The organism is Rhodococcus sp. FH8, assembly GCF_019266085.1.
Classification (GTDB): Bacteria; Actinomycetota; Actinomycetes; order Mycobacteriales; family Mycobacteriaceae; genus Rhodococcus_F; species Rhodococcus_F qingshengii.
Genome location: NZ_LPNQ01000057.1, coordinates 541,196 through 563,153, shown reverse-complemented (window position 1 = coordinate 563,153; position 21,958 = coordinate 541,196). Strand labels below are relative to the sequence as shown.

21 protein-coding genes are annotated in these 21,958 nt (G+C 62.6%); 7 read left to right on the top strand and 14 right to left on the bottom strand.

Annotated features, from left to right (window positions below):
- Nucleotides 1-7: 7 nt before the first annotated feature.
- Complete coding sequence (locus tag ATN38_RS05320) at nt 8-2,425, bottom strand: lysylphosphatidylglycerol synthase transmembrane domain-containing protein (protein WP_007733454.1); 2,418 nt, start codon at nt 2,423-2,425, stop codon at nt 8-10.
- Nucleotides 2,426-2,635: 210 nt separating this feature from the next.
- Between ATN38_RS05320 and ppk2 the strand changes: the two genes are divergently transcribed.
- Nucleotides 2,636-3,601 carry a polyphosphate kinase 2 gene (ppk2, locus tag ATN38_RS05315; RefSeq protein WP_003940295.1) on the top strand — a complete coding sequence of 322 codons (966 nt, stop codon included), beginning with the start codon at nt 2,636-2,638 and terminating at the stop codon, nt 3,599-3,601.
- 13 nt (nt 3,602-3,614) lie between these two features.
- Here the strand turns inward: ppk2 and mgrA are convergent, their stop codons facing one another.
- A complete protein-coding gene (gene mgrA / locus ATN38_RS05310) occupies nt 3,615-4,646 on the bottom strand; it encodes an L-glyceraldehyde 3-phosphate reductase (RefSeq protein WP_007733451.1) in 1,032 nt (343 codons plus the stop codon).
- Nucleotides 4,647-4,970: 324 nt separating this feature from the next.
- Here mgrA and ATN38_RS05305 point away from each other — a divergent pair, with 324 nt between their 5' ends.
- On the top strand, nt 4,971-7,247 hold the full coding sequence (locus ATN38_RS05305) for a bifunctional SulP family inorganic anion transporter/carbonic anhydrase (RefSeq protein ID WP_210377599.1): 2,277 nt from the start codon (nt 4,971-4,973) through the stop codon (nt 7,245-7,247).
- A gap of 5 nt (nt 7,248-7,252) precedes the next feature.
- On the opposite strand, the gene ATN38_RS05300 is transcribed toward ATN38_RS05305, so the two are convergent.
- From ATN38_RS05300 to ATN38_RS05290, 3 genes are read right to left on the bottom strand one after another with little or no spacing between them, the layout of a single operon-like run.
- Nucleotides 7,253-8,596: a sensor histidine kinase KdpD gene (locus tag ATN38_RS05300; protein ID WP_003939972.1), complete on the bottom strand. Its 1,344-nt coding sequence runs from the start codon at nt 8,594-8,596 to the stop codon at nt 7,253-7,255.
- Nucleotides 8,593-9,297 carry a response regulator transcription factor gene (locus ATN38_RS05295; RefSeq protein ID WP_003939853.1) on the bottom strand — a complete coding sequence of 235 codons (705 nt, stop codon included), beginning with the start codon at nt 9,295-9,297 and terminating at the stop codon, nt 8,593-8,595. Before ATN38_RS05295 ends, ATN38_RS05300 begins: the two co-directional genes overlap by 4 nt.
- A gap of 40 nt (nt 9,298-9,337) precedes the next feature.
- Entirely contained in the window at nt 9,338-9,913 is a 576-nt protein-coding gene (locus tag ATN38_RS05290; RefSeq protein WP_003939888.1) for a TetR/AcrR family transcriptional regulator, read from the bottom strand.
- Nucleotides 9,914-10,002: 89 nt separating this feature from the next.
- On the opposite strand from ATN38_RS05290, the gene ATN38_RS05285 reads away from it, so the two are divergent.
- Nucleotides 10,003-10,998 (top strand): hypothetical protein, encoded by a 996-nt coding sequence (locus ATN38_RS05285; protein WP_058037831.1) that lies wholly within the window; start codon nt 10,003-10,005, stop codon nt 10,996-10,998.
- On the opposite strand, the gene ATN38_RS05280 is transcribed toward ATN38_RS05285, so the two are convergent.
- The gene (locus ATN38_RS05280; RefSeq protein WP_003939721.1) at nt 10,995-11,372 is read right to left on the bottom strand and encodes a DUF952 domain-containing protein; all 378 of its coding nucleotides are present in this window, start codon (nt 11,370-11,372) and stop codon (nt 10,995-10,997) included. The genes ATN38_RS05285 and ATN38_RS05280 overlap by 4 nt on opposite strands.
- A gap of 76 nt (nt 11,373-11,448) precedes the next feature.
- Between ATN38_RS05280 and ATN38_RS05275 the strand changes: the two genes are divergently transcribed.
- Both ATN38_RS05275 and ATN38_RS05270 read left to right on the top strand, forming a co-directional pair.
- Nucleotides 11,449-12,036, top strand: coding sequence for a TetR/AcrR family transcriptional regulator (locus ATN38_RS05275; RefSeq protein ID WP_218747689.1), 588 nt, complete (start codon nt 11,449-11,451; stop codon nt 12,034-12,036).
- A gap of 10 nt (nt 12,037-12,046) precedes the next feature.
- On the top strand, nt 12,047-13,393 hold the full coding sequence (locus ATN38_RS05270) for a deoxyribodipyrimidine photo-lyase (RefSeq protein WP_064113356.1): 1,347 nt from the start codon (nt 12,047-12,049) through the stop codon (nt 13,391-13,393).
- Nucleotides 13,394-13,397: 4 nt separating this feature from the next.
- Here the strand turns inward: ATN38_RS05270 and ATN38_RS05265 are convergent, their stop codons facing one another.
- The 3 genes from ATN38_RS05265 to ATN38_RS05255 all read right to left on the bottom strand — a co-directional run bounded on the left by ATN38_RS05265 (nt 13,398) and on the right by ATN38_RS05255 (nt 15,742).
- Nucleotides 13,398-13,766, bottom strand: coding sequence for a VOC family protein (locus ATN38_RS05265; protein WP_003939994.1), 369 nt, complete (start codon nt 13,764-13,766; stop codon nt 13,398-13,400).
- Between the two features lie 156 nt (nt 13,767-13,922).
- A complete protein-coding gene (locus tag ATN38_RS05260) occupies nt 13,923-14,369 on the bottom strand; it encodes a hypothetical protein (RefSeq protein ID WP_003939681.1) in 447 nt (148 codons plus the stop codon).
- Nucleotides 14,370-14,503: 134 nt separating this feature from the next.
- Entirely contained in the window at nt 14,504-15,742 is a 1,239-nt protein-coding gene (locus ATN38_RS05255; RefSeq protein ID WP_003940229.1) for an MFS transporter, read from the bottom strand.
- 113 nt (nt 15,743-15,855) lie between these two features.
- On the opposite strand from ATN38_RS05255, the gene ATN38_RS05250 reads away from it, so the two are divergent.
- Nucleotides 15,856-16,446 (top strand): TetR/AcrR family transcriptional regulator, encoded by a 591-nt coding sequence (locus ATN38_RS05250; RefSeq protein ID WP_081558280.1) that lies wholly within the window; start codon nt 15,856-15,858, stop codon nt 16,444-16,446.
- Here ATN38_RS05250 and ATN38_RS05245 read toward each other — a convergent pair.
- Together ATN38_RS05245 and ATN38_RS05240 are read right to left on the bottom strand one after the other, a co-directional pair.
- The gene (locus tag ATN38_RS05245; protein WP_308255852.1) at nt 16,404-17,024 is read right to left on the bottom strand and encodes a GNAT family N-acetyltransferase; all 621 of its coding nucleotides are present in this window, start codon (nt 17,022-17,024) and stop codon (nt 16,404-16,406) included. The two genes, ATN38_RS05250 and ATN38_RS05245, sit on opposite strands and share 43 nt — an antisense overlap.
- A 57-nt stretch (nt 17,025-17,081) precedes the next feature.
- Nucleotides 17,082-17,666: a TetR/AcrR family transcriptional regulator gene (locus tag ATN38_RS05240; protein ID WP_030535389.1), complete on the bottom strand. Its 585-nt coding sequence runs from the start codon at nt 17,664-17,666 to the stop codon at nt 17,082-17,084.
- 87 nt (nt 17,667-17,753) lie between these two features.
- Between ATN38_RS05240 and ATN38_RS05235 the strand changes: the two genes are divergently transcribed.
- Nucleotides 17,754-18,140, top strand: coding sequence for a DUF1304 domain-containing protein (locus ATN38_RS05235; RefSeq protein WP_218747687.1), 387 nt, complete (start codon nt 17,754-17,756; stop codon nt 18,138-18,140).
- Nucleotides 18,141-18,147: 7 nt separating this feature from the next.
- Here the strand turns inward: ATN38_RS05235 and ATN38_RS05230 are convergent, their stop codons facing one another.
- From ATN38_RS05230 to ATN38_RS05220, 3 genes are all read right to left on the bottom strand, one after another.
- Complete coding sequence (locus tag ATN38_RS05230) at nt 18,148-18,657, bottom strand: hypothetical protein (RefSeq protein ID WP_223304422.1); 510 nt, start codon at nt 18,655-18,657, stop codon at nt 18,148-18,150.
- A 301-nt stretch (nt 18,658-18,958) separates the two neighbouring features.
- Nucleotides 18,959-19,804 (bottom strand): mycofactocin-coupled SDR family oxidoreductase, encoded by an 846-nt coding sequence (locus ATN38_RS05225; protein ID WP_020970454.1) that lies wholly within the window; start codon nt 19,802-19,804, stop codon nt 18,959-18,961.
- A 93-nt stretch (nt 19,805-19,897) separates the two neighbouring features.
- Complete coding sequence (locus ATN38_RS05220) at nt 19,898-21,814, bottom strand: propionyl-CoA synthetase (RefSeq protein WP_218747685.1); 1,917 nt, start codon at nt 21,812-21,814, stop codon at nt 19,898-19,900.
- Between the last annotated feature and the right edge of the window lie 144 nt (nt 21,815-21,958).

The following is a 21,958-nucleotide window of genomic DNA, read 5'->3' as shown; positions in this document are numbered from 1 at the left end:
GAACGGCTCAGACCATGTCGTTCTTCTGCAGCCATCGCAGCGTCGGCCAACCGCAGAACACAGGGAGCCAGCAGGTCAGCACTCGGTAGAGCAGGACCGACGGGACCGCGATGCTTGCCGGCAGTCCGAATGCGGACAGACCACCGATGAGGGCGGCCTCGACGGCTCCGACGCCACCCGGTGTCGGAGCCGCCGAGGCGAGCGTCCCACCGATCATCGTAACGATGGTGACGGTGATGAACGTCGTTCCGCCGCCGAATGCTTCGACGCTCGCCCACAGAGCCAGGGCGGCACCGAGAGTTGTTGCGGCGCTGCCGCCCACGATGATGAGGAAGCGGGTCGGGTTTCGCGCGAGTTGGCTCAGTTCACCCAACACCTCGGTGATCTGAGGACGCAGATCGTCGCGCAGCCACCCACGGAGTTTCGGAATGAACATGAATGCACCGAGAACTCCGAGCGCTACGCCGCCCGCCAGGTACAGAACAGTGGATCCCGGGATGAAGTGCGAGAGGTTCGTATCACGTCCGGCGACGATCGAGAAGAAGATCAGCAAGCCGACGTGGGTGACCACCTGAACCGTCTGTTGCAGCGCGACTGCGGCCGTTGCGCGGACGGTACCGAGCCCGCCCTTCTGCAGGAACCGCACGCTCAGCGCGAGCCCGCCGACTCCGGCCGGAGTTGTCGTCGCCGCAAAGGTGTTGGCCACCTGCATGATCAAGAGGTTGCGGTAACTGACCATCGACGACGCACAGGCCCACAGGGCCGCTGCCGCGCCGACGTACGTCAGTGCGGAGACGCCGAGGCCGAGCAGTGCCCACCACCAGTTGGCCGTCTTCAGTTCGGTGATGAACGCGGGGACCTGGCTGATGAAGGGGTAGGCGACGTAGACCAGACCGATGAGCAGAACGAGCTGGATCAGCTGGTTGCGACTGAATCGGGTGACCTGTGCGGGAGCGACCTTTTCGATCCCGTTCTTGGCACCGACCTCGTCTCGGATCTCGGTCATCAGTTTCGCGGAATCCGTGACCGTCCGCCGAATTCGGTTGGGTAATGCAGCGGTGGTCAATCGGCCGGAGGCGGCGAGAATCGTGTCTGCGCCTTGCGCTCGAATCGCGGCGTCCACCGCTGCATCGACCCCGAACAATGATGCGGTGGCGAAGAGAAGTTGTGCGTTGTCGGACTGCATCTGAACTTCGGTGGCGCCGAATTCGGAGTACGCGTACCCGCCGAAGAGGATGGTTCCGCCTTCGACACGAATTTCGGAAGCGCGCAGGTCGCCGTGCGCCATCTGGTGCACGTGAGCGGTATGCAGTGTTTGCCACAGCGCGTCGATCAGTTTGGTGGATTCTTCCTCGCCCGCCTGGTTCTCGACGGCGACGGCAAGGGGGATGCCACGAGGACTCGGGCGCGCGTACATCTCCCACCCGCGATCGAGTACCGAGATTGCGACGGCCTTGGAACTGGCCAGACCGATGTCGGCGAACGCGATACCCATGAGCGCTCGGTGTTCGACGGCGCGACGAAGTGATCCGTAGGGCGGCGGAGTTTCACGGTTCCGGAACGAGATCCAACGGAACGTCTGTCGAATTGCTCCGCTGCTTCGCTGGTTCTGTCCGTACAACTCGACGACGAGTTCGTCGAAAGGTTCGTCGTCCGGTGCTTGGTCGATGGCTGCGGACATGACAAGAGGCCCGATTCCCGAGGGACTCACGACGCGAAATGCGGTGACGCGGTAACCGCGCCGCGCGAGTACGCGTACTGCCGAGTCCAATGGCACTTCGAGGGCAGGGGTGCCGACGGCGAGAACGATCACCGCGCCGATCAGGTAACCGACGGCGAGACCCAGCATCGATCGTGCGGGAACGATCGAGCTGACGATCAGATGGATGGGAGCGAAGAGCAGAAGCAGCGTCCACCAGGCTCGTCGCCACTTCTTCGGAAGCCACGGGCCCGAGACGGTGAGCACCGCCGCGAGCATCGCGATCCATCGCGGATCGTCGAGGAATTGAGACAGGAAGGTGGCGTCGAGTCGGTCCGGCACGTCGAGGTGCCATTTCGGTGCCGCCAGGCCTGTTCCGGTGAAGGACAGCGCGACACCGGCGCACAGGCCGGCGGCGGCGTATCCGGCCAGCAACTTCCACCGGCGCCCGACGATCAGGCCGATCAGGATGGCGAACGGTAGCGCCAGAATTGCGATGCCGTAGAGCAGGTACACAGTGTCGGACAGGCTCGGCGAGAGAACACCGACGATGTTGGACACCGACGTTTCGAGGGCGTCCCACTGACTTCGAGTGATCAGAGATCCCGCGATCACGCCGCCGAGCAGCACAGCAGCGATCGCAACCCGCATGATGTCGCTCGTACGGCGGTGCAGTGGTGGCAGGAGGCTTCCCGTTACCGGGATCTCCCGTCCGTCTACTCGCATCTCGCCAGAACTCTCTTCTCTCGGGGTTACCGACCGTCTCAGTTACCTCGATCAAGGTACCGCGTGAGGGTTCGGCGACTGGGAAGCCGGACCTGTCGTTACCTCCTCGATGCCAAGCAACATTCTCTTCGGACCCGCGGGAGCGGGCTTCGGCGCGTAAAATTCACTTTCCGGACGTTCGTTCATTTCGACGACAGGGAGTGCGTATTCATGAGCCCCGACGCCAGCGGTGTGGACGGTCGGGTTCCTGACCTGCCGACCCCGTCGACCAGAATTTCCGTCACCGAGGATTACGCGGCCGAGATCGACGAGCTGTCGAGTCTCAAGCACAAGCTCGGCGTGCTGGAGCCTTCGGAGTTCGCGGATGCCTGGAAGCAGGGTTACCCCTACGAGAAGAAGATGTCGCGCCGCGAGTACGAGCGGAAGAAGCGGCGTCTGCAGATCGAGCTGCTCAAGCTGCAGTTGTGGGTCAAGGAAACCGGTCAGAAGGTGCTCATCATCTTCGAAGGTCGCGATGCTGCCGGTAAGGGCGGGTCGATCAAGAGATTCACCGAGCATCTCAATCCCCGTGGAGCCCGCGTGGTCGCGCTCGAGAAGCCCACCGACATCGAGCGGACGCAGTGGTATTTCCAACGCTATGTCGCACACCTACCCAGCGGCGGCGAGATAGTGATGATGGACCGGTCCTGGTACAACCGCGCCGGCGTCGAACGAGTGATGGGTTACTGCACGCCGACGCAGTATCTCGAGTTCATGAGAGAGACCCCGGACTTCGAGCGGATGCTCGTCAACTCCGGGATTCATCTGCACAAGCTGTGGTTCTCGGTCAGCCGCGAAGAGCAGTTGGCGCGGTTCGCGGCCCGCCGAACGGACCCGGTGCGTCAGTGGAAGCTCTCACCGACCGATCTGGCTTCGCTCGACAAGTGGGACGACTACACCCAGGCCAAGGAAGCCATGTTCTTCTACACCGATACCGGGGATGCGCCCTGGACGGTGATCAAGAGCAACGACAAGAAGCGCGCTCGCCTCGAGGCGATGCGTCACGTGCTCGCCAGCTTCGACTATCCCAACAAGGATCACCGGGCTGTCGGTACTCCGGATCCCTTGATCGTCGGGCCGGCGTCGGCGGTATTCGAAGAGGGCGAGCACGTGAACGTGGAGTTGCCTCAGCTCTAGCGCAGGTGATCGCTCAGATCGAACTGGCCTCTGCCCACAGATTGATGCCGCTGTCCTTGGCGTGCTGATCTATGGAGGCCAGTTCGGCTGCGCTGAATTCGAGATTGTCGAGCGCGCCGACGTTGGCTTCGAGTTGGGCGACACTGGACGCACCGATCAGTACCGAGGTGACCCGCGAATCGCGGAGTGCCCAGCTCAGTGCCAGCTGAGCCAGCGACTGGCCGCGGTCTGCCGCGATGTCGTTGAGCGCGCGGATGTGGGTGAGAGCGTCGTCGGTCAACCACGACGGATCCAGTGACTTACCTTGAGCTGCACGGGAATCCTCGGGGACGCCGTTCAGATAGCGATCGGTGAGCATGCCTTGAGCGAGTGGTGAGAACGCGATGACGCCGACGCCGAGATCATCGACAGCCGACAGCAGGTCCTGCTCTATCCAGCGGTTCAGCATCGAATAGCTCGGCTGGTGGATCAAGAGCGGAACCCCCGCAGCGGCGAGCAGTGCGGCGATTTCACGGGTGCGCTCCGGCGAGTACGAACTGATACCCGCGTACAGGGCCTTGCCCTGCTGGACAGCGCTGATCAGGGCGCCTGCGGTCTCGTCGATCGGAGTTTCGGCGTCAGGGCGATGGCTGTAGAAGATGTCGACATAGTCGACGCCGAGTCGTCCGAGCGACTGATCGAGGGACGACAGCAAATACTTGCGGGAACCACCGAATCCGTAGGGGCCGGGCCACATGTCCCAGCCGGCTTTGGACGAGATGACCAATTCCTCGCGGTACGAAGAGAAATCCTCACGCAGGATCCTGCCGAAGTTCGTCTCGGCGCTTCCGTACGGGGGACCGTAGTTGTTCGCAAGATCGAAGTGGGTGATTCCGAGATCGAATGCCCGCCGCAGAACTGCGCGCTGGTTCTCGATCGGTACGTCGTCGCCGAAGTTGTGCCAGAGGCCCAGCGAGATGGCCGGGAGTTTGAGACCGCTCCGACCGGTTCGGCGGTACGGCATGGCTTCGTAGCGGTCCTGCGCGGCGACGTACTGATCGGACATGGTGCCTGCCTTCACATCGTTGTGTTTGCGGTTGAGCGTTCACTCCCGACCATTATCGCCGACGGCGCTCAGGTGTGCCGGCCGCTGGAGGTGTGTCAGTCAAAATGCTTGCGGTTTAAAGCAATTCGATCGATCTTTTGGACCGATGTTCAGGTTCGAGTCACAGTGCCGGGCGACGGTGACGTCGACCACGTCTGGGCTCGCAGCTAAGGGAACGGTAAGGAATCGCGGTTACCATGGTCACAGTCGATCGGCGATACCGATCGCCGATTCGCTTCGAACATGTTGCCCAGCAGCCGGATCCGGGGTCCGGCGAGGAGATCTATGTCGACGCAGTCCGTAGTGCACGCACAATCATCCGCAGACGAGAGCGTCGTGGGGGATTCGTCTCCGCCGGGTGGTGGAAGCCGGCGATATCTCGAGCAACTGATCAGATACGACGTGCCGGCGTCGCTGGTCGTATTCCTGGTGGCGCTTCCCCTGTCATTGGGAATTGCGATCGCCTCCGGGGCGCCGATCATGGCAGGTCTGATCGCCGCAATCGTCGGCGGAGTGGTGGCCGGAGCTGTGGGAGGTTCACCGCTGCAAGTCAGTGGTCCCGCCGCCGGCCTGACCGTGGTGGTCGCCGAACTGATCGGCAAGTTCGGGTGGAAAGTCACCTGCCTGATCACCGTCGGCGCCGGAATTCTGCAGATCGTGTTCGGGCTCAGCCGAATTGCCCGTGCGGCGCTGGCTATTGCTCCAGTGGTGGTGCATGCGATGCTCGCCGGTATCGGCATCACCATTGCGCTACAACAGGTTCACGTGTTGTTGGGTGGAAGCTCGGCCAGCTCGGCGCTGGACAATCTACGGCAGTTGCCCGCACAGATCGGTGCCTTGCATGTCGAGGACCTGATGATCGGACTCGTCGTCATCGCCACCCTTCTCGGGTGGCGCTATCTCCCTGCCGGTGTCCGCAAGGTTCCGGCGGCGTTGGTGGGCATCGTATTGGCAACTCTCGCTTCGCTGGCGCTGCCGATCGACGTCGAGCGTATTGCTCTCGACGGATCTTTGCTGGACTCGATCGGACTCCCCGCTCTGCCCGACGGCCAGTGGCTCGGCGTCGCAACCGGCATCCTCACCATCGCCCTGATCGCCAGTGTGGAGAGTCTGCTCTCGGCCGTGGCCGTGGACAAGATGCACTCGGGCCCGCGGTCGAACTTCGATCGCGAGATGCTCGGCCAGGGCACCGCGAACATGGTGTCCGGGGCCATCGGCGGCCTTCCGGTCACCGGGGTGATCGTGCGCAGTGCGACCAATGTCGAGGCCGGGGCGAAGTCCCGCGCGTCGTCGATCATGCACGGCCTGTGGATTCTGCTGTTCTCGGCTGCGCTCGCCGGGTTGGTCCAGCAGATTCCGAAGTCTGCATTGGCCGGACTGTTGATTGTCATCGGTATTCAACTGGTCAAGCTGGCGCACATTCGGTTGGCGCGACGGACCGGTGATCTGTGGGTGTACGGCATCACGGTGGTCGGCGTCGTGTTCTTGAATCTGCTCGAGGGCGTCCTGATCGGGTTGGCGCTGGCCATCGCCCTCCTGGTGTGGCGTGTCATCCGCGCAACTGTCACCGCAGAAGAGTTGGGCGACAACGATTCCGGGAAGTGGCGCGTCCTGGTCGAAGGCTCGTGCACCTTCCTGGTGCTGCCCAAGCTGACGTCGGTTCTCGCCGGACTCCCACCGCGGTCGGACGTCACCGTCGAGCTGTCTGTCGACTTCCTCGACCATGCCGTCTTCGACGTCATCGAAGAGTGGGCGAGGCAGTACGAGTTGGCAGGTGGTTCGGTGATCATCGACGAAGTCGGCTCGGTGAGTATGGAGAGCGCGACCACCGGTCCGCCGAAGCGCGGCGCCGCAGTCACCGACCTGCGCGGCTTGCTCGCGCCGTGGGGCAGTTGGCAACCACAGGCTTCGGGGAGGAATCTGAGCAGCCCGCCGGCCTTGCGGCCCATTCTCGACGGGGTGTCCAACTATCATCGCCATCGCGCCGAAGCGATACGGCCGCACATGGATCAGTTGCGCGACGGGCAGAACCCCGACTCTCTTTTCCTTACCTGCGCAGATTCGCGAGTGGTGCCGAACATCATCACGAGCAGTGGCCCCGGCGACCTGTTCACCGTGCGCAATGTCGGAAACCTGGTTCCTGCCGGCGGCCGCGATACGTCGGTGGAAGCGGCACTGGCCTTCGGGATCGACGAGTTGGGTGTCAGCTCGGTGGTCGTGTGCGGACATTCGGGCTGCGGCGCGATGCAAGCACTCCTGACGAACGGTTCGTCGGAATCGGGAGTCGTCGGGGAATGGCTGCGGCATGCGGAGACGAGCTTGCAGGCCTATACGAGTGGCCATCCGGTCGCGCGTGCTGCGGCCGAGGCAGGTTTCTCGGAGGTCGATCAGCTCGGAATGGTCAATGTCGCAGTCCAATTGCAGACTCTCGAACGCCATCCTCTCGTCGGTCAGGCCCGTGTGGATGGTCGCCTGCGTATCGCCGGACTGTTCTTCGACATCGGCTCGGCTCGGGTCATCGAAGTGACAGCGTCAGGGATCGGCCAGTTGATCGAGACCTGAAGGGGCTATTCGGGTCCGGGCTGATCCCTGAGTTCGACCAGCAGGCGAGCCCCGCCGAGTGGACTGTCGTGAAATGTCGTCCGTCCGCCGTGCAGGGCCGCCTGCTGCGCCACCAGCGCCAGGCCCAAACCGGAGCCTGTCTTGCCTGCCGTCGATCCGCGAGTGAAGCGCTCGAACACGCTCGAGCGTTCCTCGGCCGGTATTCCGCAACCGTTGTCGTCGATCGTGATCGTGACGGTGTCCGGTGAATCGGCCGGGCGAGCGAGGGTGATGCGCACCGCGCTCGCGCCGCCGTGGCGGACTGCATTGGTGATCGCGTTGTCGAGGATCAACCGGATTCCGCCGGGAAGGGCCCGGATGCAATAGGGGAGTGGGGAATCCACCGTGACGACGCCGACGTCCAGCCCAGGATGATGTCGGCGTGCGTCGTCGGCAGCGATGTCGCAGACCTCGGTCAAATCGGTGTCCTTGAAATCCTCGGCCGTCGAGAGTTCACCCTTCGCCAGGCGCTCGAGGTCTCTCAGAGTTGACTCGACGCGGCCCTGCGCGCGGGCCAGATCTGTGAGGATCTCGCGTCTTTGTTCGTGATCGAGGTCGTGAATGGACAACACTTCGATGTCGGTTCGCATCGCTGTCAACGGAGTTCGGAGTTCGTGAGCCGAGGCGGACGCAAAATCTCGGGCGGCGGCAAGGGCGGAGTTGGTTGCGGCTTGCGCTCGAGCGACGTCGCTGAGCATCGATTCTGCTGCTGCGGCAAGCTCGTCCGCTTCACGGATTCCGGAAACCTCGGTGGCGAGATCGGGATCGCGCCTGGCGATCCGGCGGGTCAACTCCACGAGGGGGCGCACCGCCGGGCCACCGAACAACCATCCCAACGCAGCTGCGGCCGCTACGGCCCCGACGCCGAAGAATGCAACCTGTCGCTGTTGGTCGACTGTGATGTCTCGCGCTTCGGCATAGGGAACCGCCAGCGAGACAAGGGCATTGATCCCGTCGGCCTCGGCGGTGTATGCCCGGTACTTCGTACCGTCCACGTCGACGGTCGCCGAGCCGACCGGTAGTTCGGGCAGTCGCGTCGGGGTACTGGATTTGACGGTTCCGTCGGTGTCGGAGCGGATGGTCACGGAAAAGGCGCCGCCGTCTCCGAACGCGCCGAGAAAAGGTCCCGCTGTAGCCGCATTGGCCACGATGACCGTCGATGCCGTCTCCAATCGACGGTCCAACTGCGCCAAATTGTTTCGTGCGATAGCCAGTGCAACGACCACACCGAGAGCGATGACGATGAACGTCGCCCCCAGTGCCGCGGCCGCGGCAACGCGAGTTCGTAGTGAGAAGCGGCGACGCTTCACGGGTTCTCCCGAAGCACGAACCCGACGCCGCGAACGGTATGCAGCAGACGAGGTGAACCGCCGGATTCGAACTTTCGACGCAGATAGCCGATGAAGACGTCCACGACGTTCGTGTCGGCGACGAAGTCGTAGCCCCACACCAGTTCGAGGAGACGTTCGCGAGTGAGCACGATGCCGGAATTGTGTGCGAGCACTTCGAGTAGCTCGAATTCGCGTTTGGTGAGCGGTACTTCCTTGCCGTCGACACGAACCCGGCGACCGGAGAGATCGATGTCGAGGTTTCCGACCCGCAGGGTATTCGTACCCTCGGAGTGATCGCCGGCCGGAGTGTTGCTGCGACGGAGCATTGCGCGGATCCGGGCAACCAGTTCGGCAAGAACAAACGGTTTGACCATGTAGTCGTCCGCACCGGATTCGAGCCCGGCGATGCGATCGTCGACCGAGTTGCGCGCACTGAGCACGCAGATCGGGATTTCGTTGCCGGCGGCACGAAGTGCCGTCACCACACCGGTGCCGTCGAGCACCGGCATGTTGATGTCGAGGACTACCGCGTCCGGTCGCTTGTCGGAGATCACTCGGAGCGCGTCGGCGCCGTCCACCGCCGTCAGTACGGTGAATCCCGAGAGCCGCAATCCGCGTTCGAGTGAGGTCAGGACGTCTGCGTCGTCGTCGACTACGAGGATTTTCGGTATCTCGGTCACAGCCCCATTGTGCCTTGCCTGGTACGTCGGGTTTCGCCGATCAGACCGGCAAGTCGGTACCGTCCGGACGCAGACCGGCCATGAACACCGCGACCAACCGCGGGACCAGGTTCGGCATGGCCTCGTCGGACAACTCGATTTGCGGGCGCGTCAGTTTGGCCAGAGCCATGACGAATTCGAGCGGTTGCAGATCGGCGCGAACCAGTCCGGCGCTCTGAGCGGCGCCGATCGTCGCGGTCATCTTCGTTTTCGTCACCTCACGCACCGCCAGAACTTCGGGCGCCAGCTCGGTGAAACTGCGTTCCACCAGTGCAGGAATGAGCGCACCCAGGCGCAGTTCCACGAGGCGGTCCACCAGCGTGTGCCACGCGTTTGCCGGATCGGTGGACATTGCCGTGAGTGCGATGTCGGCAGCCTCGCGGACATCGGTCAGTGTTGCGACGGCGACGGCGGTCACGAGGTCCTCGCGCGTCGGAAAGTTTCGATACAGCGTGGCGATGCCCACTTTCGCGAGTTCTGCGACTGCATCGAGCGGCGCGTCGTGCCCGCGTTCGGTGAACACCGCTCGTGCGGCGTCGACTATTGCGTTTCTGCGTTCACGTGCATCGGCTCGCACATCCACCTCCGGTATTGACAGTTCATCATAACCGGAGGAATATCTTCCACAAATAGTGGAGGAAAAACTTCCACTTAGGGAGGGTAGTTATGAACGCCGAAGTTGAAGCACAGGACCGCAAGAAGTTGGTGGCTGTGGTGTTGGGCTTGTCCGCCGTGATCGGGCTGATGCTGCTTGCCTTCGTACTGCCCTCGGTCAACAGTGGCCCGCACGAACTGAAGTTGGGCATCGCCGGTCCAGTTGCGACAACCGAACAGATCAGCACCTCGCTCGAGGCGAGTAAGCAAGGCGCCTTCGATACTCGAGAATTCGCCGACGCCGACGCCCTGCGTGACGCGATTCGGAATCGCGACGTGGTCGGCGGAATCGCCGTTGATGCCAACGGTCCTCACGTGTTGATCGCGACTGCAGGCGGAACCCCGATCGCCCAGACCCTGACCGGGGTGGCCAACGGCCTCTCGGAGGCCTCGGGGGCAAAGGTTCCCGTCGAAGACGTTGTGCCGTTGACGGCGGACGACCCGACCGGTGCTGGGCTCACGGCATTGGCCTTGCCCTTGGTGTTCGGCGGAATCATGCCCGCTGTTGTTCTCGTGCAACTGTTTCCGCGCAGCATCGTCAAGCGAGTGTTGGGCGCTGCCGGCGTCGCGGTGGTCGCGGGTTTTGCACTGACTGCCATTCTGCAGTTCGGCACCAACAGTCTTGACGGAAACTACCTGCTCACCGCGCTCGCACTCACCATGGGCATGTCGGCCATCTCGCTTCCCATTTTGGGGCTCGAATCCCTGCTCGGGATGAAGGGGTTCGCGTTGGGCGCCGTCACGATGATGTTCATCGGAAACCCACTCTCGGGGATGGCGACAACTGCCGCGTGGTTGCCCGCAGGCTGGGGCGCATTGGGGCAGCTGCTCCCACCTGGCGCCGCAGGAGCATCCGTCCGTTCGATGGCGTTCTTCGACGGCCATGGCGCCACCACGCCACTTCTGGTGCTGGTGTGCTGGATTGCCGTCGGGATCGCGCTGTGCGTGGCTGCCGGCCGGAAGAAGGCGTCTGCGCCGGTTATCGAACCGGAGGCTGCGCTGGTCTAGCCGGCGCAGCTTGCGTACGGGGTCAGGTCGGGAATCGGCCAGACCCCGTCAACGCGTTCCACGGCCAGTTCGGCGACCACGGTGTCCTCGTCCATCGGTAGAGGTCGGAGGATTCGGGGCTTTTCCGCCTCCCATTCGACGTCGATGCCCGCGGAGGTCAGGGCGTCCTGATCGATGACGGCGACGACCAGCGGCAATGTGAGGTCGCCGAACACCAGATCGAGCACCGAAGCGAGTGCGTCCGGGGTCGTTGCGCGAATGAATCCTGCCTCGTCGTAACTGATTCCGCGCGTCGAGACCTCGTACTCACCGAAACGCTTGCATGCTTCCCAGTCGTCGGCGATGGCGACGTGGACGAGTCGTTGTCCGGTCATGCAGTGCTCCTGTAGTATTCGAATTAATGAAACGTCAACGTAGCATTAATTCACCGGCACGGTAACAGGGGACTTGATGGAGCAACCGCGCAGACGTGGGAGAACCAGTGACGCCGAGCGCGCCGAACGACGCAACGAGATTCTCGACGTCGCTGTCGACTCGTTTCGAGATGTCGGGTTCGCCCGAACTACCATCGAGGGCATTGCCACGGTGGCCGGCGTCGCCAAGCGCACCGTGTACAGCTACTTCGGCGACAAGTCTGCGGTCTTTGCAGCTGCGGTTGCGCGTCAGCACGCGTACGTCGACAATGCCGGCGAGGGCCAGTCCGACCTGCTCGCCGCTGCAGTGGACATCGTCATCGCCCTGCACAGCGACAACTCGATTGCGCTGCACCGCATGATGATCGGCGAGGCAGTGCAGTTCCCTGAATTGGCCGCAGCGTTCTACGAATCCGGCCCGGCCAAGTCGATTGCCTTTCTGGAGAAGATATTGATCGATCAGCACGGCCAGAAGGCTGCGCTGTGCGCGGATCAGTTGTACACCTTGCTGCTCGGGGAGGAGCACCGGTGGCGACTGCTCGGGCTCACCTCCGAGCCGACAGCCGAAAGAGCGGCGCAACTGGCGGCCCGCGCGGTGGGATGCGTTCTGAGATCTGATCGGTAGGCTCGACTGGGTGAGTAACTCTGTGATCTGGTTTCGACGCGATCTGAGGGTCGGTGATCTTCCGACTCTGACTGCAGCGGCGGATGCCGGCGGACAGACGTTGGGTTTGTTCGTCCTCGACGAGAAGTTGCTCGGACCGGCAGGCTCACCCCGCCAGAATCAACTGTTCGCCAACTTGTCGGCACTCGACAACCAGCTCGACGGACGATTGATGGTTGTTCGAGGTGATCCGGCAGACGTGGTGCCCCGCGTGGCGGAATCCGTTGGCGCCGAAGAAGTTCACATCAGTGGCGACTACGGGCCCTACGGCCGACGGCGCGACGCGGCCGTGGCCGAGAAGGTGGAGTTGATCGCCACCGGGTCACCATATGCCGTGGCGCCCGGACGCGTCACCAAGGCGGACGGTGATCCGTACAAGGTGTTCACGCCGTACTTCCGTCAGTGGATGGAACATGGTTGGCGGGGCCCCGCGTCGACCGATGCGGGGACGGTCCGTTGGTTCGATCCGAGCGAGAAGGACGGTGGCCCGCGCCGGGTGAGTATCCCCGCGCCGTCCGGCACCGTCAGCGATGTCGTCGGTGAGGCCGGTGCGCTCGAACAGTGGAAAGAATACTGCGAGAACGATCTTGACCGGTACGACGACGAACGAAATCGACCCGACCTCGACACCACGAGTCGGATGTCGATCCCGCTCAAGTACGGCACGATTCATCCGAGAACCATGTTGGCAGATCTCTCCAAGCGACTCGGAGACGGCGCTCAGGCGTACCGTCGCCAGCTTGCTTGGCGAGACTTCTACGCAGACATCCTGTTTCAGCGCCCCGACAGCGCGCGGAAGAACTACGACGACAAGTTCGACCGTTTACGTCACGACGGGGGAGTCGACGCAGACGCCGCCTTCACGGCCTGGTGTGAAGGCAAGACCGGCTTCCCGATCGTGGATGCCGGCATGCGGCAACTCGCCGCCGAGAACTGGATGCACAATCGGGTCCGAATGATCGTCGCGTCATTCCTGGTGAAGGACCTGCACATTCCGTGGTGGCGCGGCGCACGGTACTTCATGTCGCAACTGGTGGACGGTGACTTGGCCTCCAATCAGCACGGGTGGCAGTGGACTGCCGGGTCGGGTACGGATGCTTCGCCTTTCTTCCGCGTCTTCAACCCGATCACGCAAGGGGAGAAGTTCGATCCCGACGGCACATACGTCCGTCGGTGGGTCCCCGAACTTCGCGATGTTCCCGGGAAGGCCGTCCACTCGTTGAAGGCGATGCGCCCAGTCGACTACCCGGACCCGATAGTCGATCACGCGCACGAGCGTGAGGAGGCCTTGCGCCGGTACGGCGAGATCAAAGGCTGAGTGCTCAGTGATCTGCGGGCGCTACGCGGACGCGGTTTCCGTCCAGATCTGAAATGACAAACGTCAGACCGAAGACATCTTCGTTGGGTTCTTCGACGACCTCGACTCCCTTGGCCACCCACTCGTCGTGGATCGCCCGAATTTCGTTGCTCCCGCCGTCGACCAAGATGCCGACTTCGAAATTGCGCGGTGTCGCGGGATCGAGGTCGCGGGACTTGCCGCTCCACAGTGCAAGGACCACACCGCCGCCGAGGTCGAAGGTCATGTACCGAGGGCTGAGGACCTCAGGCTTCGCGTCGAACAATTCGCCGTAGAACGCTGCTGCGGAGGCGGCATCGCTGACGTAGATCAGAAACTGGTTGGGTAGTCGCACTGTGGTTTTCCCTCTCCCGTTGATGTTCGGGCCACCGGCAGCGGGGCGTGTGCCTGGTCGTGCGGGGCTGCGTTCAACAATCCCCGCGCGCCGGACGAATGTCCAAGAACAAGTGCGTCTGAGAGGCAGATGGATTACTTATGACGACTGCTGCAGTCACACCGCACTGAGGTGGTACCCGACGCTCAGGTTCGGGTAGTAGCCGTCGATGTAGCTCGAGATGAAGTAGTGATCAGGGTCGGTGGTGCGAGTTCCGTCGGTGTCGAACTGTGGATAGTCGTTGGCCATGAAGACTGCTTGTCCGCCGTCGGGAGTGGAATAGACGACGTCGACCGTCAGGCCGCGCGGGTCCTGGTTGTATGCCGTGACGATCTCGGTCTCGTGAGGCGCGAGCGACTGGCGTGGGCTCTGCATCCACTGTCCGTAGGGGTTGTCGGCGCCTTCGAGATGAATTGTCTGTTCGGTGTCGTTGCTGATCGTCATCGTGATGCTGTTGCCGGTTGTGGGAAGGGTTCCGGCACTGGCGATTCCGCTCAATCCCAACGTGAGGGCGCCGGCGGCCAGAGCTGTGATTGCGGCAACTACGTAGCGTGGGTTCGTCATCGTCGGTGTCCTTTGTCCGGGTGAGCGTTCGGTTGGCTCTCTCGAAGACAACTATGTCGGAGCAGATCGATGTCGTATGTCCACTCCCCGGACCCTGTGCAGGCGGAACGGTGTGTCCACCGATCGGGGGACACCTACTCCGACACCGAGACGGCTTCGACCTTTCGCTCGCCGGTGACCAGCAGTCCGATCAGTGCGGCCGCCGCGAGCACCATGACGAGTGCTCCGTAGCCACGCGTCGTATCCACCAATCCGACCTTGCCGACCAGGTAGCCGGCCAGCAAGGCGGGAAGACTGTTGGCCAGATATGCGATGACGTAGACGGTGGACAACAAACCCGCGCGTTCGTGGTTCTCGGCCAGCGGCATGACGGTGAGGATAGTTCCTTGGAATCCTGCTCCGAAGCCGATACCTGCAACAGCCGTACCGACCAGAATCAATACGGCAGAGGATGTTTCAGCACCGATGAGTGTGACGGCCACCCCGAGCACCAAGGCGGTGGTTCCGATCAGCATCACGGTCCGGCCGCCGAGTTTGCGGAAGGTGAGTACTGCTGCCGCTCCGAATCCTGTCAGTGTTGCAACCATGATGGCACCGATGAGGGAGCTGTGAACGTCAAGTGCGTTGCGCGCCAATGCAGGTCCGAGTGAGAGGTAGAAACCTCCCAGCGCCCAGACCGCGATCAGGCACGGTGCGGTCAGGGCAATCATCGTGCGCGCCTGACGAGGAACGGCCAGTGTGGGGCGCAGGGACTGCCAGGCTCCGGGGCGTCCGCCCGAAGTCTCGGGAGCGGCCCATACTCCGAAGATCTCGAGAATGACAAGCACGAGAAGGACCAGGTAGACAGTGCTGGTGGGCCGGGGCAGGTGCTCGCTGATGAGGCTCGAACCCACTGCTCCGACTGCAAGCCCCATCGTCGGAGCGACGCTGTTGATGATCGATCCTCGGCCCGGAGTGCGTTCGAGGTCGATCAATGCCGAACCCAGAGCACTGATTGCAGCGCCGGTGGCAACACCCTGTACGACCCGGGCGATGAGCAGGATGGTCAAACCGTCGGCCGAGGCGAACAGCGCGAGCGAGACTGCCTCGAGCGCGAGTGCTCCGAGCAGGACCGGGCGCCTGCCGATGTGATCGGACAGGGATCCGGCGGTCAGGAGCGTGGCGAGCAATGCGAGAGCGTAGATGCCGAACACGAGCGTCGACGCCAGCGAGGAGAATCCCCACAACTGTTGATAGTGCTCGTACAACGGTGTCGGGGTCGCGGATGCGCCCAGGAACGTGGCGATGATGACGGCGATGAGTGTGAAAGCGACGCCTCGCCCAAGGCGTGGGCGTGAAGTGCTCTCGGTCTGAGGTGAAACGGTCGTTGTCATTGTCGTAGCGCTTCCCGTGCGGGTGGTGAAGACTTCAAACGCAAATACTTTGCGTTTGGGACGCTACGCCTGGCCGTAGCCTAATGCAACATCTTTGCGTTAGTATTGGATTTATGAGTCCGTCCGCAGGTCCGCGCCCCGGTGGCCGTAGTGCGCGCATCCAACAGGCCGTGCATGCGTCGGCGCGCAAGTTGTTGGAACAGCGTGATCGAGCCGAGATCACGGTGCCGATGATCGCGACCGATGCGGGAGTGACCCCGTCGACCATCTATCGGCGGTGGGGTGACATCAACGAAGTCTTTGCCGACGTCTCGATCGAGAGATTGCGCCCGGACGCCGACCCGCGTGAAACGGGCTCGCTCCGAGGGGATCTGACGGTTTGGGCGCAGGAGTACCTCGAGGAGATGTCTGCGCCTGTCGGTCGTGCTTCGTTGCGTGACGTGTTGATGAGCGACGATCAGACGCATGCGCCGGATGGTACGAAGAAGTTCAAGTGCGCCTTTTTCTGTCGGACACAGATCGACGTGATACTAGCTCGTTGGCCGGAAGCTGCTGACGTGGATGGTGATTCGGTAGTGGACCACGTGGTGGCGCCGATCATCTACCGAATTCTGTTCGACCTCGAACCGGTCGTGCCGCAGCGAGTTGCGGAATTGGTGGATCAGACGCTTGCCCTCGCGGCGCGGGTCGGTGCCGAAGGCTGATCGCTACGTAGTCGGGCGTGGACATGCATGTCGTGCCAGCCGTCGGCGTGCCTGGCGGAGCTTCGTCGAACACCTTCTTCGCTGAACCCTGCTTTGGTGGCGACTCGGCACGATCGTGGGTTGTGGATCGAGTGCTCGAGTTCCAATCGATGAAACCCTGCTTCGCGGAATGCCCACTCGGACAGTGCGGTTACAGCCTGGGTGCACAGTCCGCGGCCGCGCGCCGCTGGGGTCACCCAATACGCGAGCTCGGCAGTGCCGTCCCACAAATTCACCCCCTTTGCTGCGATTCGGCCGAGGAGTTCATTTGTCTCGGGAGCGGCGATCGCCCAATGGCATTCGGATTCGCTTGCCCACCCGTCTCTCCACTGGGTGAGCCAACCCCGTGCTTCGTCGATCGAGTCGGCGCGGCGGATGTGCCAACGCTGAATCGACGGATCGCGAAAGGCTTCCATGACGGCCGGTGCGTCGTCGCGGGTCCAGGGTCGGAGAATCGCGAAAGTCCCGACGTGGATCGAAGGTTGGTCCATTCCCCGGAGATATCCAGCGGCGATAGCGGGCGTGGTCAACTTGGGCACGTGAAGCATCATCGCCTACCCGCCTGATGGCGGGCAATGGCGTGAGCTCTCCGGTCATTATCCCTGCCACTCTGCGTTCAGTCGGCGCGCAGATTCGAGAGTTGCGATGGCCTCTTCGGTGTCAACTCGTGCGAGTACCAATGCACTTACCGTGCAGGAGAGAAGGATTCGAGTGCGATCTGAGAGCGTGGCGTCTGTCTCGGTTGGAAACGCGGCGTGTAATCCACTGTTGATCGCGTCGGCGAGTTCTCGGCGGTACGCGCGGATCACTGCGGCCGCCGCATCGTCGTGCGCGCCGAGTCCGGCAGCCGTATTGAGAAGTAGGCAACCGCGCCGAGGCGAGTCGGCGGTCATGGTGCCGATCGCTTGCGCAAGCGAGGAAAGGTAGTCGTCGACTGCGTCTGCCCCGGGATTTGTCGTGAGGCTGCGCAGACGTGGCCGGATGACATGGTCGAGGTACATCTGCACGGCGGCGTCGAACAATCCGCGCTTGTTGGTGAACGAGTTGTAGAGACTTGACCGACTCAGCCCCGTCGCGGATTCGAGGTCGCCGAGTGAGGCACCTTCGTATCCGCGTGCCCAGAAAACGTCCAAAGCGGCAGCGACCACGGCTGTTGTGTCGAATTCTTGTGATCTGCCCATCAAAGCCTCGCTCTTTCTGTATCGTTCGGTCCAGTATATATTGGACCGAACGATACAGAATTCACTCGAAGCAACAGGAGCTCACCGATGAACGTCGCCGGCTACATCTTCGCGGGACTGGCCGCAGCAGTGCACGTGTACATTTTTGTCCTCGAATCGATTCTCTGGACGGCCCCGAAGACCCGCGCCACGTTCGGCGTGAAGTCCGAGGAAGAGGCGATCACCACGCAGCCGCTCGCCTTCAACCAGGGCTTTTACAACCTTTTCTTGGCGATCGTGTCGGCGGTCGGCATCGTGATTGCGGCGACCGGCTCCGCGTCGGTCGGAATTGCCCTCGTACTGGCAGGCACAGGATCGATGGTTGCCGCGGGATTGGTGCTGATTCTCTCGTCTCCCGACAAAGCCCGCGCAGCCGTCGTACAGATGCTTTTCCCAGCTATTGCCGTTGTTCTGCTAATAATCCACCTGCTTTGAGTGGTCTCTATCCGCCGCCGAGCACCAGTGATTCGATCAACGCAAAAGCCCCGTTGAGTGCTCCGCAATCGAAGGCTTCGGCCAGGGCGTAACCGATGACAAGTTCGTCGGTGCTCGGCGTGCTCGACCAGACTGCGTCGGTCTGTCTGGGATCGGATTCCTCGTTCTTGGAGAAGTGCCCGATCCGCAATCCGTCGCGGGTGAATGCACTGTTCGCGTCGTCGACTGGGGCGAAGTTCAAACTCACGCCGTCGACGAGTGCCGAGACAGAGTACGAGCGACGGGACAGAAACCCTTTGCCGACAGTGAGTTCGACTTCGTCGCCACCGACAGTGAAGAACAAGTCTGCGGCGGCGCGCGTTCCGATGGGTGTGCCTTCACGGCGCGGGGCATCGACTCGACGCGTCAACAGAGCGTGTGAGTTGCCGTTTCGGACGTCGACGACCCCCGTGTCGACATCGAACGAGATCTCGACTTTTCCGTGAATCGGGTCCATTACGGCGTATTTGACCGTCACTGTGCCTGCCCCCTGTAAGTGTGAACTCGGGTCCATAATACGTGGTGGGAGCGTTGTCCAGTATGCCCGAATCCAAAAAAATAGTGCCGAATGACGCGCGTTTGCGGCCAAATGCTTCTACGCTGGGTCTTGGGTTTGTTGCGCATCCCACAACGGTTTTTCCCACGCCAGACGAGGAGCGCCTATGAGGTTGTCGACTACTTGTTCTGTTGCTACGAAGGCTTGATCAAGCCGGAATTGCCTCTGCCGGATGGTGCTCGAGACCCATCCGGCAGAGGCAATTCTGCATCAGTTCGGGCCTTCAGCCGCCGGCGAATTTTTCCGAGGTGCCGAGATCGATCGGCAACGCGATGCCGGTGATCCCGCGCCCGGCCGGCCCCACCAGATAGAACACCGCATCCGCAATCACTTCGGGGTCGACCCACGGGTGGGGCAGCAGATTCAGCTTCGACATGATCGGAGCGGTATCGGCGAGGACAGGATTCTCCAAGTCTGGACGGAACGCACGAACCATCGGTTCGTTGTCGATCATCGTCGTACGCACATTGCCCGGGTGTACGGAGTTGACTCGGATGTCTGCCCAGCCGAGTTCGTTGGCCAGAGACTTCGCCAACCCCCGAACGGCGTGCTTGGACGCGGAGTAATGGGCAATCCCCGGCACGCCTCGAAGCCCGGCCATCGAGCTGATCAACACAATGGATCCACCTCGATTGCCGTTCATGATGTGCGGAATCGACACCTTGGTCGTCAACCAGACGCCGGTGACGTTGATGTCCATCAGCTCGCGGAACTCTTCGGCGCTCAGGTCCCAGGACAATTTCGCCGACGCCGCGATTCCCGCGTTGGCGATCACGATGTCCAGTCGGCCGAGTTTCTCGACTCCGGCGTCGACCGCTGATTTCAGGGCATCAAGGTCGCGAGTGTCCGCGACGGACGCGACGATGCGCCGGCCCTGAGCTTCGACCAGGGCGACGGTCTGGGCGAGGTCGGCTTCGGTGGCCATGTCGTACCCCGCCGTTGCGACCGGCGCGCAGAGATCCACCGCGATGATGTCCGCGCCCTCGGACGCGAGCTTGACGGCATGCGCGCGCCCTTGACCACGCGCCGCTCCGGTGATGAATGCGACCTGACCGTCCAAATTGCCCATCGAACTTCCCCTGCCCGTCTGAATCGTTGAAAACTGGAACGTGTTCATACTGCTACGTTCGGTGCGAGCCAGGCAGGGGAATTCTCTGAATCCTTATCCGCGAAGGAGTTTGGACAACTCGTCCAGTACGCTCGCGTCCTCGATGGTCGACGGGACCGTGTACTCCTCGTTGTCGGCGATCTGCCGCATGGTCTTGCGGAGGATCTTGCCGGAACGAGTCTTCGGTAGTGCGGCGACGACGGTGACGTCCCGGAACGTGGCGACGGCACCGATCTGGTCTCGCACCCGCGCGACCAGTTCCTGTCGGAGTGTTTCGGGATCGATGTCGACGCCGGACTTGAGCACGACATAACCGCTCGGCCGTTGCCCCTTGAGTTCGTCGTGAATGCCGATGACCGCGCATTCGGCGACAGCCGGGTGGCCGGCGACGACGGCCTCCATGCTTCCGGTCGAAAGGCGATGTCCGGCAACGTTGATCACGTCGTCACTTCGTCCGAGCACGAAGACGTAGTTGTCCTCGTCGATGTACCCGGAGTCGCCGGTGAGGTAATAGCCTTCGAAAGTCGACAGGTAGGACTTCACGTACCGGTCCTCGTCACGCCACAGTCCGGCGAGTGTTCCGGGAGGAAGCGGCAGGCCGATCACGATGTTGCCCTCGGTGCCCGGACCCACGAGTTCGCCCTTGCCGTCGACGATTTCGACGCGGTATCCGGGGCAGGCGACGGTGGGTGAGCCCGCTTTGATCTCCATGGGTTCGAGGCCGCGCAGATTCGCGCAGATGGCCCAACCGGTTTCTGTCTGCCACCAGTGATCGACCACCGGGCGATCGAGAATCCGAGTAGCCCACTCGTAGGTGTCGGGATCCAAGCGCTCGCCGGCCGCGAACAGTGTGTCGAGCGACGAGATGTCGTACTTGGCAAGCTCTTTTGCGTCCGGGTCGGCCTTGCGGACCGCGCGGATCGCTGTCGGAGCGGTGAAGAGTGCCGACACGTTGTATTCGGAAATGATGCGCCAGAACGCACCGGCGTCGGGGGTGCCGACGGGCTTGCCTTCGTACATGACCGTCGTAGCTCCGGCGAGCAACGGTCCGTAGACGATGTAGGAGTGGCCGACCACCCAGCCGACGTCGGAGGCGGTCCACCACACCTGTCCTGGGCTGATGTCGTACAGATTCTTCATGGTCCACGTCAGCGCAACGGCATGGCCACCGTTGTCCCGGACGACGCCCTTGGGCTTACCGGTCGTTCCCGAGGTGTAGAGGATGTAGAGCGGATCCGTCGCGGCGACCGACACCGGGTCGGCCGGGGTGGCGTCGGCGATCAGCTCGTCCCAGTCGAACCAGGCTGCGGCACTTGACTTGTAGTCGCAGGCTGCACCGGGAATCTGCTCGCGATTCTTCACGATCACGGTGTGCGCGGGAGTGGCGGACAGTTGCAGAGCCTTCTCGACCATCGGCAGGTACTCGATTGTTCGTCCGGGTTCGAGGCCGCCGGACGCCGTCACGAGCACCACTGGACCGGCGTCGTCGATACGGGTTGCGAGCTCCTTGGCCGCAAAGCCGCCGAACACCACCGAATGCACCGCGCCGATTCGCGCACACGCGAGCATCGCGATCGCAGCTTCGGGGATCATCGGCATGTAGATGATCACGCGGTCGCCCGCCACCACACCCTGATCTTTCAAGACGCCGGCGAAGAGTGAGACCTGCTCGAGCAATTCGGCGTAGGTGTAAGTGGCCTTGGTGGGGACCATCGCGGAGTCGAAGATCAACGCCGTCTGATCGCCGCGGCCGTCGCGGACGTGCCGATCGAGGGCATTGAAGCTGGTGTTGAGCGAAGCATCCGGGAACCAGCGATAGATCGGCGCGGCAGAATCGTCGAGAGCCTTCGTGGGGGCGACATCCCAGTCGACGGCCCGCGCAGCGTCGAGCCAGAACCTCTCCGGCTGATCCATGCTCTCGCGATATGCGTCGGCATACGTGGTGTGGGACGCCTGCTCGGAAGAGCTCATCGACGTGTGTCCTCTCGTGAACTTCGCTTACCGGTGACCTGAAACACCTTAGGTCACCGTCAGTGCGGTGCGCCTCAGTAGCGGTGCGGGTACCGTCCCTTTGCGCCGGGCGGGCCTGTCCCGTCGGCCAGTGGCGCGCAGGGG